9 protein-coding genes are annotated in these 13,845 nt (G+C 49.8%); 6 read left to right on the top strand and 3 right to left on the bottom strand.

Annotation, left to right across the window (positions count from 1 at the left end):
* Positions 1-6: 6 nt before the first annotated feature.
* Positions 7-942, bottom strand: coding sequence for a LysR family transcriptional regulator (locus DES37_RS01665; protein WP_110024612.1), 936 nt, complete (start codon positions 940-942; stop codon positions 7-9).
* 151 nt (positions 943-1,093) lie between these two features.
* Here DES37_RS01665 and DES37_RS01660 point away from each other — a divergent pair, with 151 nt between their 5' ends.
* From DES37_RS01660 to DES37_RS01645, 4 genes are all read left to right on the top strand, one after another.
* The gene (locus DES37_RS01660) at positions 1,094-2,095 is read left to right on the top strand and encodes a zinc-binding alcohol dehydrogenase family protein (RefSeq protein WP_110024611.1); all 1,002 of its coding nucleotides are present in this window, start codon (positions 1,094-1,096) and stop codon (positions 2,093-2,095) included.
* A 641-nt stretch (positions 2,096-2,736) separates the two neighbouring features.
* Positions 2,737-3,858 (top strand): efflux RND transporter periplasmic adaptor subunit, encoded by a 1,122-nt coding sequence (locus DES37_RS01655; RefSeq protein ID WP_110024610.1) that lies wholly within the window; start codon positions 2,737-2,739, stop codon positions 3,856-3,858.
* Positions 3,858-6,965 (top strand): efflux RND transporter permease subunit, encoded by a 3,108-nt coding sequence (locus DES37_RS01650; RefSeq protein ID WP_110024609.1) that lies wholly within the window; start codon positions 3,858-3,860, stop codon positions 6,963-6,965. Before DES37_RS01655 ends, DES37_RS01650 begins: the two co-directional genes overlap by 1 nt.
* A gap of 3 nt (positions 6,966-6,968) precedes the next feature.
* A complete protein-coding gene (locus DES37_RS01645; protein ID WP_036102720.1) occupies positions 6,969-8,354 on the top strand; it encodes an efflux transporter outer membrane subunit in 1,386 nt (461 codons plus the stop codon).
* Positions 8,355-8,434: 80 nt separating this feature from the next.
* On the opposite strand, the gene DES37_RS01640 is transcribed toward DES37_RS01645, so the two are convergent.
* Positions 8,435-8,917 (bottom strand): pyridoxamine 5'-phosphate oxidase family protein, encoded by a 483-nt coding sequence (locus DES37_RS01640; RefSeq protein WP_110024747.1) that lies wholly within the window; start codon positions 8,915-8,917, stop codon positions 8,435-8,437.
* Positions 8,918-9,202: 285 nt separating this feature from the next.
* Between DES37_RS01640 and DES37_RS01630 the strand changes: the two genes are divergently transcribed.
* Positions 9,203-10,378 (top strand): acetyl-CoA C-acetyltransferase, encoded by a 1,176-nt coding sequence (locus tag DES37_RS01630; RefSeq protein ID WP_110024608.1) that lies wholly within the window; start codon positions 9,203-9,205, stop codon positions 10,376-10,378.
* Positions 10,379-11,026: 648 nt separating this feature from the next.
* Positions 11,027-11,710, top strand: a complete 684-nt coding sequence (locus tag DES37_RS01625) for an oligogalacturonate-specific porin KdgM family protein (RefSeq protein ID WP_036102714.1) — start codon at positions 11,027-11,029, stop codon at positions 11,708-11,710.
* 573 nt (positions 11,711-12,283) lie between these two features.
* Here the strand turns inward: DES37_RS01625 and DES37_RS01620 are convergent.
* The gene (locus DES37_RS01620; RefSeq protein WP_110024607.1) at positions 12,284-13,459 is read right to left on the bottom strand and encodes an oligogalacturonate lyase family protein; all 1,176 of its coding nucleotides are present in this window, start codon (positions 13,457-13,459) and stop codon (positions 12,284-12,286) included.
* Positions 13,460-13,845 lie beyond the last annotated feature (386 nt).

The raw sequence follows: 13,845 nt of genomic DNA, 5'->3' as shown, positions 1-13,845 counted from the left end.
GAAGTGTCAGGGGTGTTCACCAAAGCGGGTGTAATGAGCCAGTGCCCCGGTAATCGCCGCCAGGTGTTGTTTCAGGTTACTGTGCAGGGTGCGGATTGCCGGTGAGAACTGTTTACGATGCGGGCAAATCAAGTTTAACGGCGCGGCTTCTCCTGCCTGCTCCGGCAGAACAACTTCGAGCCTGTTGTTCTCAACATCGCGGCAAACATCCAGCCATGATTTGTACACGATGCCCATTCCTTCAATTGCCCAGCGCCGGGCTACATCGGCATCATCACAAAGCAACCTGGCTGCCACTGGCAGGTCTTGCATTGTTCCGTTTACCGGAAATGACCACTTATCCACAAACGTGTTGTTGAGCGTAAATGCCAGACATGGATGCTTGAGGATATCGTCCAGTGATTCAGGCCTGCCATGTTCATTGAGGTATGCAGGTGACGCAACCAGCACCCGGCGATTTCCCGGGGCGAGCGGCAGAGCAACATAATCACGGTTGCTCAGTACGCCATAGCGAATGGCGATATCCACCGGGTCGCGGAAAATATCACTGACGTGGTCGGATAAAAATAAGCGCAGGCTGATACGCGGGTGGCTCCGGCAAAAATCAGTAATAACCGGAAGTAACACATTGCGCCCTACATCGGAGGGCATCGCTATTTTTAATTCTCCCTGGAAATCCTGCTCGCTGGTACGCAGGCTTTCAGCGCCAGCCTGCATTGCGCTGAGCATCTCCCGCGCAAAGGGCAAGTATTTTTCACCTTCAGCGGTCAGGCGCAGGCTGCGGGTGGAGCGGGCAAACAGGCGTGTATCCAAATCCCTTTCCAGGCGGCGAATGGCCGCGCTGACCTGGGCTGGCAGCAGGCTGGCTTCGCGAGCGGCGGCGGAAAAACTGCCAAGCAGCGCTGAACGAATAAACAAATGAACATCTTCAAGGCGAATCATAGGCAGAGTCTCACAGCGAATTCTATTTACACTCCTGGAGTGAAAGTGTTGCTCATTTTAGCTAATTTTTCTGGTTATCTGCCAGGCGTAGACTGCGTTAACCAACTTTATGAGTTATTAATTGCCCTTTGCCACTAACAGGAGGCAGGTTGTGAAAGCGATTGTTTATAGCCAGCACGGTTTACCGATTACCGATGAACAGGCGTTATATGAAACGGAACTCCCCATGCCAGTGCCTGGCCCCCATGATCTGCGGGTAAAAATCCAGGCGATTGCTGTCAACCCGGTAGATATGAAAGTCCGCCAAAGTGCTGCTGTGGCTGAGACGCGTATTCTTGGCTGGGATGCAGTTGGTATCGTTGATGCAGTGGGTGAAGCCGTTACACTGTTTAAACCGGGTGATGAAGTGTATTACGCAGGTGACATTACCCGCCCGGGGGCTTATGCCGAATATGGTCTGGTGGATGAATTTATTGCCGGGCACAAACCGGCGTCGCTGAGTGTGGCGGATGCCGCGGCATTACCTTTAACCTCACTAACTGCATGGGAACTGTTATTTGACCGGCTGAATGCCGCGAAAGATGAACAGGCCGCGTTGTTGATCATTGGTGCCGCCGGTGGCGTGGGCACCATGCTGACCCAACTGGCAAGAAAGCTGACCAACCTGACGGTGATTGGCTCGGCTTCCCGCCCGGAAACAGCGGAGTGGGTAAAAAGTTTTGGCGCACACCATGTTATTGACCACAGCCGACCACTGCGTGAAGGCTTACAGGAAGCCGGGATCGAGTCTGTGCGCTATGTAGCAAGCCTTACCCACACAGAGCAGCATTTTGCTGATATCGTGGATGTGCTGGCGCCACAGGGGCGTTTCGGGGTGATTGATGATCCGGCCATTCTTGATGTTATGCCATTAAAAAAGAAAGCAATTTCTTTGCACTGGGAACTGATGTTCACACGTTCCATGTTTGCCACCCCGGACCGTATTCGCCAGCATGAAATCCTCGACCATGTCAGCCATCTTATTGATGCCGGAACACTGAAAACAACGGTGGGCGAACACTACGGGATGATTAATGCGGCAAACTTGCGCCGGGCGCATGCCACGCTGGAAAGTGGCCGGGCAAAAGGCAAAATTGTACTGTCTGGTTTTTGATCACTACCAACAGTCTTCACTCGTTTTACCTGTCTTTTCACTTACCCGGTTGTTTGCCGGGTAAGGCTTGTTGACCATTGCTGATACGTATATCGTACTTCACTCTCCATGGGCTGAAATGTCTCTTTTCGTTTTTTAACATTCGCAATCACTGCAATATGGCAGAAAGTATGAAGTTAAATGCGAGATATTCTGGAGTCTTTGTCAGGAAATAGTGCCGGAACGTGACATTTTATGAATTGGCACAAATAGCTACAAAATGAGAATGAAAATTCTCATAATTAGCAACGCCGTGAAAATAAGTGAGATGAGAATAGTCTCAGTGATGACGTTATTGCCTGCAATCCCTGTATAAAAAATGGGTAATGACTTTTTGAGTAGCCATTTTCTTGAGTTACGGGGAGTTTTTGCCTGACTGATGGTATGCGGTTTCACTACAAAGGCGCACTAAAAGTAATGGCTATTTTATAACAGCGGGGTAAACCCCCAGGCTGAATAATATTTCTTCCCTTAATGGGATTTTCTCTGTTGGCTTTGTGCCAACCAGGGGGGGCGAAAGCCGGTTTAATGATTTGATTTATCTGATTTTCAATAGGGTTCCTTTTTGCTGTTTGCGCCTTTGGGTGTGAGTTAGAGGAATTATGAAAATTCGTGGTATTTACCTTTTATCCGTATGTTTATTGTTCGGATGTGATAACAAGGATAACGCCAGTCAACCCTCAGCAGTAACTGAAGTGGGGGTGGTTACTTTACAACAACAGCCTTACACCCTGAGAAGCGAACTGACCGGGCGTACTACCGCGACGCTCAGTGCTGAAGTGCGCCCTCAGGTTGGCGGCATTATTGAAAAAAGGTTGTTTACTGAAGGCCAGGACGTCAAAGCAGGGCAGGCCTTGTACCAGATAGACCCGTCCAGCTATCGCGCGGCTTATGATGAAGCAGTCGCTGCGCAAAAAACGGCGCAGGCGCAAATGGTGGGCGATTGCCAAAAAGCCAGCCGTTATTCCCAACTGGTAAAAGTTGACGGGGTATCAAAGCAGGATGCAGATGATGCCGTGGCAACCTGTGGGGTGGATAAGGCTACGCTTGAAGAGAAAAAAGCAGCGGCAGAAGCCGCGCGTATTGATCTGAACTGGACAACCGTCACCGCGCCAATCAGCGGGCGAATCGGTATTTCGTCAGTTACACCTGGCGCACTGGTCAGTGCTTCTCAGGATACCGCGCTGACCACGATTTATAGTCTTGATAAAATGTATGTTGACCTGACGCGCTCCAGTGCGGATTTGCTGCGCCTGCGCAAAGAGGCTCTGGCGCAAAACAGCAATACGCTGGAGGTGACTCTCACTCTGGAAGATGGCAGCACTTATCCGCTGAAAGGGCGCCTTGAACTCACCGAAGTGGCTGTGGATACCTCTACAGGCTCCGTCACGCTGCGTGCTGTCTTCCCTAATCCCCAGCATATTTTGCTCCCCGGTATGTTTGTGCGCGCAAGTATTGACGAAGGCGTTGTTGAGAATGCCATTCTCGCTCCACAAAAAGGGATTGGCCGTGATCCGAAAGGTGAAGCCACTGCCTATGTTGTCGATGCCAATAACAAAGTGGAATTACGCACGCTCAAAACTGGCGAAGCTGATGGTACGAACTGGGTAGTGCTGAGTGGCCTGAAATCTGGTGACCGGATTGTCGTGGAAGGCAGTGATAAAGTGACATCGGGCCAAACCGTCAAGCCAGTTGAAGTGAAACTGAGCGGAGAGGCGAACTGATGTTTTCACGTTTCTTTGTTAATCGCCCGGTATTTGCCTGGGTGATAGCCATCTTAATTATGATGGCTGGCGCCATTGCCATTCGGACATTACCCGTCGCGCAATACCCGGATGTAGCGCCTCCTTCCGTACAAATTAAAGCGACCTATACCGGAGCATCTGCCGATACACTGGAAAACAGTGTTACCAAAGTTATTGAGCAGCAACTGACCGGGTTGGATAACCTGCTCTATTTTTCATCCACCAGTAGTTCCGATGGTAGTGTGAAAATTACTGTGACCTTTGCTCAGGGAACCAACCCGGATACAGCACAGGTACAGGTACAAAATAAAGTACAACAGGCTGAGTCGCGCCTGCCAACGGAAGTCCAGGAACAAGGGATAACCGTCACCAAGACCCAAAGTGACTTCCTGATGATTGCCGCGATTTATGATAAAACCGATAAAGCCAGTAGCTCTGATGTTTCGGACTGGCTGGTCAGTAACCTTCAAGACCCGCTGTCCCGCCTGAATGGGGTGGGGAGTGTGCAGGTGTTCGGTGCCGAATATGCCATGCGCATTTGGCTGGATCCGGCCAAACTGGCTTCTTACGCATTAATGCCGTCTGATGTCGAAACGGCCATTGAAGCGCAGAACGTCCAGGTTACTGCCGGGAAAATAGGGAGCATGCCTTCCGCAGACAGCCAGCAATTTACCGCGACTGTGCGTGCCCAGTCTCGCCTGCAAACACCCGAGCAGTTCCGCAATATTATCGTGAAAAGCGAGTCAGATGGCTCGGTGGTGCGAATAAAAGATATTGCCCGGGTGGAAATGGGCAGTGAAGATTACACCGCCCAGGGGCGGCTGAATGGCCACCCGGCCGCCGGTATGGCGGTTATGCTGGCACCTGGCGCGAATGCGCTGAATACCGCTGCGCTGGTGAAGGCCAAAATTCAGGAATACCAGCGCAATATGCCGGAAGGCTACGCGGTGGCATACCCGAAAGACAGTACTGAGTTTATTCGCCTGTCCATTCATGATGTGGTGGAAACTCTGTTTGAAGCCATCATCCTGGTGGTTGCCGTTATGTACCTGTTTTTGCAAAACTTCCGCGCAACGCTGATTCCGGCGATTGCTGTGCCTGTTGTTTTGCTGGGTACCTTCGGTGTTCTTTCGGTGTTTGGTTACTCCATTAACACCCTGACACTATTTGGGATGGTGCTAGCCATTGGCCTGCTGGTGGATGATGCCATTGTCGTGGTGGAAAACGTTGAGCGCATAATGCGCGAGGAGGGGCTTTCCGCGAAGGCGGCAACAGAAAAATCCATGGGCGAAATTTCTGGTGCGCTGGTGGCGATTGCCCTGGTGTTATCTGCTGTCTTTCTGCCTATGGCGTTCTTTGGTGGTGCCACTGGGGTTATTTACCGCCAGTTCTCAGTCACCATTATTTCTGCGATGGCGTTGTCTGTGGTAGTGGCGTTGACGCTGACCCCGGCGCTGTGCGGGAGTGTCCTGCAACACAGCCGCCCACATACCAAAGGCTTCTTTGCCGGATTTAACCGTTTTTACCAGTCTACTGAAGGCAAATATCGCCACCGCGTACTGGGTGTGTTGCGTAAACCCGTGCGTCTGATAGTGGTTTACGGTGTGCTGGCTGGTGTTATGGCACTGCTGATGCTGAGGCTGCCCGGTGGATTTATTCCGCTGGAAGACCAGGGGGATGTCATGGTGCAGTACACCCTGCCTGCGGGCGCCAGTGCTCATCGTACCGATGAAGTTAACAAAGCGGTAACCAACTGGTTCCTGAACCAGGAAAAGGCCAATACCGATGTCATCTTTACCATTACCGGCTTCAGTTTTGCAGGTAGCGGCGAAAACACCGGGATGGCGTTTGTTGCCCTGAAAAACTGGGATCAGCGCAAGGGGGCTGCGAATACCGCACAAAATATTGCGTTGCGTGCCATGGGGGGATTGTCCAGCCTGCGTGATGCGCATGTTTTTGCGATGACGCCGCCTTCTGTGTCTGGTATGGGGCATAGCAGTGGCTTTACTTTTGAGCTGATGGCATCCGGCAGTACCGACCGTACTGAACTGGCAAAACTGCGTGACACACTGATTAGTGAAGCGAATAAGAGCCCGGAACTGTCATCCGTGCGTGCCAACGAATTACCGGAAATGCCTCAGTTGCAGGTGGATATTGATAACAACAAAGCGGTGGCCCTGGGGCTGACGCTCAGTGATGTGACAGATACGTTATCCAGCGCCTGGGGGGGGACCTACGTAAACGACTTTATTGATCGCGGGCGTGTCAAAGAAGTGTTTATTGAAGGGGATAAACAGTTCCGTTCTAAACCGTCTGACCTGAACAAATGGTATGTGCGCAACAGCAGTGACACCATGACGCCATTTTCAGCCTTCGCCACCACTCACTGGACTTACGGGCCTGAATCCCTGGTGCGTTATAACGGTAATGCTGCGTATGAAATCCAGGGGGATAACAGCACGGGTTATAGCTCAGGTGCCGCGATGGATAAAATGGCACAGTTGGCGAATAACCTGCCGAAAGGGTCGACCTGGGCATGGAGTGGGCTGTCATTACAGCAACAGATGGCAAGTGGCCAGGCAACCAGTTTGTATGCCATTTCGATTCTGGTGGTGTTCCTGTGCCTGGCGGCATTGTACGAAAGCTGGTCTGTGCCTTTCTCTGTCATTCTGGTCATCCCGCTCGGGGTGCTTGGCGCAACCCTTGCAGCCACGCTGCGTGGTCTGGATAACGATGTGTACTTCCAGGTGGGGCTGTTAACCACTATTGGGCTGTCATCGAAAAACGCCATTTTGATAGTGGAGTTTGCTGAAGCCGGGGTGAAACGAGGTATGTCATTGAGCGCCGCAGCTATTCAGGCCGCCCGCACCCGTTTACGCCCCATCATTATGACGTCACTTGCCTTTATTGCCGGGGTATTCCCACTGGCGATAGCGACTGGTGCCGGGGCGAACAGCCGTATAGCAATCGGGACCGGTATTATTGGCGGAACACTGACCGCAACGTTACTGGCGATTTTCTTTGTGCCGTTGTTCTTTGTGTTGGTGAAATACCTGTTTGCCAGCCGCCGTTCCGTTCAGGAGTAACCCATGTTACCGCGAATTACAGTTATCGCTTTATCATTGTTGTTAACCGGGTGTATTTCACTGGACCCGAAATATGAACGCCCGGCATCTGCAGTGCCGGGCACCTGGCCTGGTGCCAGCCAGCACGGTGCGGCACCGGTGGTGTTGAAAGACTGGCAGCATATTGTGAATGACCAGCGTTTGAAACAAGTGGTACAACGCGCCCTTGCCAGCAACCGTGATTTACAAAAAGCCATTACCGACATCGACGCTGCCCGGGCGCTGTATATTGAACAGCGTGCGTCACTTTTCCCCTCACTGGACGCAGGGCTTGATGTGACCCGCAGCCGGACGACGACCAATGGTGTTTCCACCAGTGCCAGTGCAGAAGGAACGGTGTCGAGCTTTGAACTGGATTTATTCGGTTATAACCAGAGCCTGAGCCGGGCGGAAAAAGAAACCTGGCTTGCCAGTAAATACACCGCGGAAGATACCCGGCTGACCTTAATCTCTGAAACCACGACCGCCTGGGTTACGCTGGCAGCAGATAAAGATAATCTGGCGCTGGCGCAAAGCACGATGGACAGCGCAGCAAAATCACTGGCAATCACCCGTAAACAGCATGATGTTGGCACGGCTGCAGCAACCGATGTCTCGGAAGCGATGGAAGTGTGGCAGGAAGCCCGTGCCAGCGTCGCCAGTTACAAAACACTGGTGATGCAGGATAAAAATGCGCTGGATTTGTTGGTTGGTGAACCGGTGCCGGACACATTATTGCCTGACGAACTGAGTAAGCTGGCTAATAACAGTATTGAACTGGTGCCTGCCGGGGTCTCTTCCGATGTCCTGTTACGCCGCCCGGATGTGCAGGAAGCTGAACATAACCTGTTGAGTGCCAATGCTGATATCGGTGCCGCCAGGGCCAACTTCTTCCCCACCATTTCGCTGACATCCAGTGCCGGTGTGGGGAGTGACAGTCTGTCCGGGTTGTTCAACCATGGGCTGAAAGTGTGGAGTTTTGCGCCATCAATTAGCCTGCCCATTTTCACCGGAGGCAGCAACCTGGCACAATTGCACTACGCTCAGGCCGAGAAAAAAGGCCTGGTGGCGACTTACCAGAAAACGATTCAGAGTGCGTTCAAAGATGTGGCGGATGCACTGGCGCGCCGTGAAACGCTGGGTGAACAAATGGATGCCCAACGTGGTTATGTGGCTGCAGCGCAGAAAACGCTGGATCTGGCGCAAAAAAGTTACCAAATCGGTAGCGGTGATTACCTCACCGTGCTGACGGCGCAACGGACATTATGGTCCGCTCAGGAATCATTAATTGCGCTTGAACAAACCGACTTCGAAAACCGTATTACGCTGTGGGAATCTCTGGGCGGCGGGTTGAGTAATAGCACGCACTAAGTGCTGATCTCGCTATCTTCAGTACAACACCACCCGGTAGTTTCGACCGGGTGGTGGCCATTCAGCTTATTACAGATACATTACTTTCCATAGAGCAACCGGTTTACACTGTAGGACTCCAGCGTCTGGCGGATATGCTCTGCTTCATTACGTTCGGGGAAGGTGAAGTAACTGGGCGCAAGAACACGGGAAACGGACTCAATCGTCACAACGATAAGATTTTGCACCCTGAACTCACCTTTAATGCGAGCCAGAACATCGTGGCCAATTGCGGCAAAGTTGGGGGATCCTGTCGGTATTATCTGAGCACTTCCGGTAATTTTGAAACCTCGCTGGCGAAACACATCAATAAAACTCAGGCACACCTTGCTCTGCTGGCGGATATTTTCGACAGAACGGGCTGAGGCGATATCGGCAATGATAATCTGTTGGTTGCCATCCCAGGAAAACATCTCTTTAGGCGAGACATTGGGCGCACCACTGGCATCAACCGTTGCCAGCCAGCACAGTACCGCATTTGTCAGATCCTTACGAAAAGCCTGGATGTCCGTGATTTGCGTCATGATGTCCTCCTGAATCTGGCCGGTTTGGGTGTCTTTCCTCATAAAATCATCGGCCTGAATATCACCAGAAAAAGCGAACTGCTTCATAAAACAGATGCGGTGGTTTAGCCATTACGGTTTTCTTTGACCAGAGATAAGATTTTGAGTTGCCACATAGCAGTGAAGGGGTCAGCGAACCGGTATGTTTGTAACCGTGATGTTGTTCACTTTTTGCATAGATTTTAAAAATAACCTCCAGTTGTTGCTTTACCATACAACAGGATCTTATTTAGGGAGTGTTCAGCTATGCGGGATGTGGTGATTACTGGTGCGGTTCGTACCCCCATTGGCAGTTTCCAGGGCGCCTTATCTCACCTTTCTGCCGTCGAACTGGGCAGCCTGGTTGTCAAGGCATTGCTGGCACGCAGTGGCGTTTCTGCCGGATTAGTGGATGAAGTGATTATGGGGCAGGTACTCACCGCCGGAGCCGGGCAAAATCCTGCCCGGCAAACAGCTCTGAAAAGTGGCCTGCCTTGCACTGTTTCCGCGATTACTATCAATGATGTCTGTGGCTCTGGCCTGAAAGCATTACACCTGGCAACCCAGGCTATTCAGTGCGGTGAAGCAGATGTGGTAATAGCAGGGGGCCAGGAGAATATGAGCCGGGCACCGCACCTGCTTGTGGAAGGACCAAATTCTGGTGGCCTGGGTAATGGCCAGGTAGTGGAGAGCCTGGTGCATGACGGGTTGTGGGATGCTTTTAATGATTATCATATTGGTGTTACAGCAGAAAACCTGGCGCGTGAGTTTGGTATCAGCCGCCAGGAGCAGGATAACTGGGCTTTGGCTTCGCATCAAAAAGCGCTCTCGGCTATTCATGGCGGGCGTTTTCGCGATGAAATCGTTCCTGTTACTGCTGCACCAGGCAGCGTAACGCCATGGGTTGAAAGCGATGAGCAACCGCTGAGGCAGTCCAGTGCTGAACTGTTGGCCGCACTTTCCCCCGCTTTTGATGTGCGTGGCAGCGTGACGGCGGGGAATGCTTCATCGATTAATGACGGGGCCGCCGCTGTGATGATGATGAGTGCGGAATGTGCTTATCAGTTAGGTGTTCCTGTCTTGGCACGGATCAAAGCATTTGCCAGTGTGGGGGTTGATCCGGCATTTATGGGTATCGCGCCTGTTCATGCTACCCGGCGCTGCCTGGAGCGGGCTGGCTGGGCTCTTGAAGAACTTGATCTTATCGAAGCCAACGAAGCGTTTGCTGCACAAATGATCTCGGTCAGCCGCCACCTGGAGTGGGATACCCGCAAGGTGAATGTCAATGGTGGGGCTTTGGCACTTGGCCACCCGATTGGCGCGTCTGGCTGCCGGATTCTGGTTTCTCTACTGCATGAAATGAAAAAACGCGAAGCGCGTAAGGGGCTGGCTACCTTGTGTATTGGCGGGGGGCAGGGCGTAGCGCTTGCGGTAGAACGTTAAGACTCTGGTGGCCGTTGCCAGCAGCTATTTTGCAAGCGTAATGCGCTGATAACCTCTGTTTTCTCCTTCACTGGCGTGTTTACAGCAATTTCACTGCCTGCATTACGCTACGCTTCATAATTCACACTGTTTTCATACTTCATACCTTTATTTTTCCTGCCTCATGCCTGGAGTGAAGGCCCGAACGCTTTCATTATTACCATCTTTTTGACAAAAAACTGGTTTTTGTTGGCACATCATGTGCGGTGAATATGCTACGTCACGCTATTTCATTACCTGTATCTGCCAGATTAGCCAAATATTAGCTCTGAACCCTGCCCTGTATTGATTTTCTTTTTATCTTCCCGGTCTTATATGAAAATCTAAGAATTAGTCTGCTAAGTATTTTGAGCTGTACTAAAAAAATGCGATAACGATCCTGATTTTTTAATTGAAATATCGTTTCAAATGTGATTTCAGGACATTTTGTTGTGATTCATAAAGGCTTTTTGTTTGTTTTTTGAGTGGGAATTATGACTCGTGTCACGAATGGCGGAATAGTTCATTTTACTGGTTATTAATTCTGACGTGGATCACTAAAATAAGGTTAATTTAAAAATAAAATCTCATTCCATAAAAATGAAACAGATTTTCAATAGGGGATATAACATGTTAAAAAAAGCTCTGGGTTTGGCAGTGTTATGTGGGGCGAGCTTTGCTGCTTCTGCTGTTACTGTAGATTTGCGTCATGAATATCGTGATGATGGCCGTAATGCGGACCGTGTTGCTGTTTCTCACCGCTTTGCGAATGGTTTTGGTTTTACTGTTGAAGCTAAATGGAAATCAGGTGGCACTCACCAGGACCAGCCTTTTACCGATATCATTGCTAATGGCCATGAAGAGCAAATTAGCTGGCGCTGGCGTCCAAATAAAAACTTTGCGCTGACACCAGGTATGAACCTTGACAGTAATGACAGTAAATCAACCTATAAACCTTTCCTGCACGCACAATATAGCTTTGATAGTGGTGTGTATGTTGCTGCACGTTATCGCTTTGAATATACACGTTATCCAGATAATGCCGATAAAGATGATGATAAGGTAAACCGTGGCGATGTCTGGGTGGGTTATGTTCTGGGTGACTGGCGTGCCGAGCTGAACTATCTGTATGCACGCAGTGAGCATAATATTCGCTCTAATAACAATAAATACTCTGAAGAATACAACCTGAAAGTCGCTTACAAACTGGACAAAAACTGGGCGCCATATGCTGAGTTGGGTAATATTTCCGGTAGCTCAAAAACGGATGAACGCCAGACTCGCTACCGCGTAGGGGTTGCATATTCCTTCTGATTACAGGCAGCAGGTAATAAATTATCTGCTGCTATATTCTCTTTTTGAAATGCATAATGCACCATGAAATACAGGTGGTGCTATTATGCATGAAATAAACACTTTCTTTGTTGGAAATGCCAGGTTGCGTTATTACCCTTTTTCCTGATAGGTACGCATTTTAAATCTATTGACTGTCATGCCGGTATTACTAATAAACTTGTAATGCAGACTGAGGATACAGAGCATCTGACTTTACTTTCTTGACGCCACATTGTAATGCCGGGTATTCAGGTAAGCATTCCGCAGGGAGTGCTTTTTTTTGTTGTTTATTTAATGAAAACCTTTAAATGCATAAATATTTAGCTGATGTTTTTGCTGAGTATGGCTGTGAGTTTGTATGAGTATTTGTCTGTCTGTTTTCTTATGCTGCTTCTGACTTCTGACTTCTGACTTCTGACTTCTGCCCGTTCAACTGGTGGTGGATTGAATCCAACTTACCGCGGCTTGTGGGCTGCTAACATAAAAAAGCCCCCATAAATATGGGGGCAAGGCCAGTACAGATTTCAGAACACAACAGTTACGCAAACATTATTACGCAGGCAAATACTCGCGTTGTTGCGGGAGTTTCGCGATATACAGTGCAGGTTTGCCATCTTTATCTGAACTGAACAGCACGGCTTTGTCGTCTGGGGTAAAAGACGGGTGAGGGTGCGTGACCTGGCGGCTGTTTTCGAAGGTGTCCCAGGATGTATCATGGCGAGCAACCCGGAAGCAGGCCTTTTTCGCTACATCGAATACATATAAATAGGGATCGTTTTCAATGGTGTAGCCGCTGGTATCTTTTACATCAACTGGTGTACCTGAGCCATCACCCACCATCAGGGTGCCATCAAAGTTACTCATCAGGTGAGAACATGCTGGCATCTGCATCAGTGCAACATTGGCTCCTGTATCCGGGTTGTAGCTGAAAATGGTACGGCCCTGTTTGCCTTTCAGGTATGAAACATAAACCAGAGCAGACCCATTCGGCACCCAAAATTCATGTGTGCAGCTTTCGCCTGGCGCATGTTCTTTTACTTTACGCACATTGCTGCCGTCTTCATTAACCATCCACATGCGGGCATCAACCAGGTCATGAGGGCCTTCATGGCAGAATGCCACGGTTTTATCATTAAACGGGCGATAAATAGGGTGGCCCAGCCAGATCTTCTCTTCATGAATGACTGCGCTTTCGCCAGTCGCTAAATCAACGCGCAGCAGGCGGCAGTGTGGACCTTTATGGAAGAAGTCATGGAAAATTTTCCAGTCATTCAATGGTACCCAGTCACTTTTCGCGATTTCGATACCGACGAGTTTAGTACAGTCACTATTGGCCACCCAGGTACCATACCCAACCCACTCTTCCGGCACGCGGTAAACTTCACGCTCAGCCAGTGTGTCCAGGTTGACCTGCAACAGGGTCCGTTCATTTTTAACGTAATAGAGGAACTGATCATCAGGTGACAGGAACCCCCCAAAGGTGTTGTCGCCTGTGCCTTCGGTTAACTGGGTAGCGACTGCTTTGCCAATATCCAGTAAATAGTAGTTCCAGTTACCGTCAAAAGCGCCAGCAAAGAGCAAGCGGTTGCCATCGTTGGTGAAACATTTCTGGTAAAAATAGTTGCGGTGGCAAGTGACTTCAGGTGGTGTTAACCGGGTAATTTCTGCACCGGTATCAGGGTCCGTATACACCTCGTACTGAAGTTTAATCTGCATGCCCTTAGCCATAATTAACTCCTCAAAATTCCAGTTTTATACCCTTCAGCCATCAGGTTACCTGTTACATCAGCTTCTTGCTGTAGCCCGAAAATCTGCGGGTATACCCATAAAGTGGTTAAGTTCAAAAACAAGTTGGTAATTTATCAAAACATCGTTTCATTTTATGTGATTGCTGGCGCAAATTACCAGTGAAATAGCAGAATTGTTGTTACCGGTTATGGCTTCCTGGCCTTCTGTTGTGTGTTTATTTTCCCCTGGAACCCCAGGCGCTGAGCCTAACCGTGATCAGAATATCAAAAATGAAAATAACATGCTTAAAAACTGAAACAACGTTTCAATAAGAATTGAAATGGTATTTCAAGCCGTCTAAGATGAGCGTACAAACTAAACGGTGT

The organism is Mangrovibacter plantisponsor (genome assembly GCF_003182475.1).
Classification (GTDB): domain Bacteria; phylum Pseudomonadota; class Gammaproteobacteria; order Enterobacterales; family Enterobacteriaceae; genus Mangrovibacter; species Mangrovibacter plantisponsor.
The sequence above is the reverse complement of the archived record's forward strand: the minus strand, read 5'-3'. Positions and strand labels throughout refer to the sequence as shown.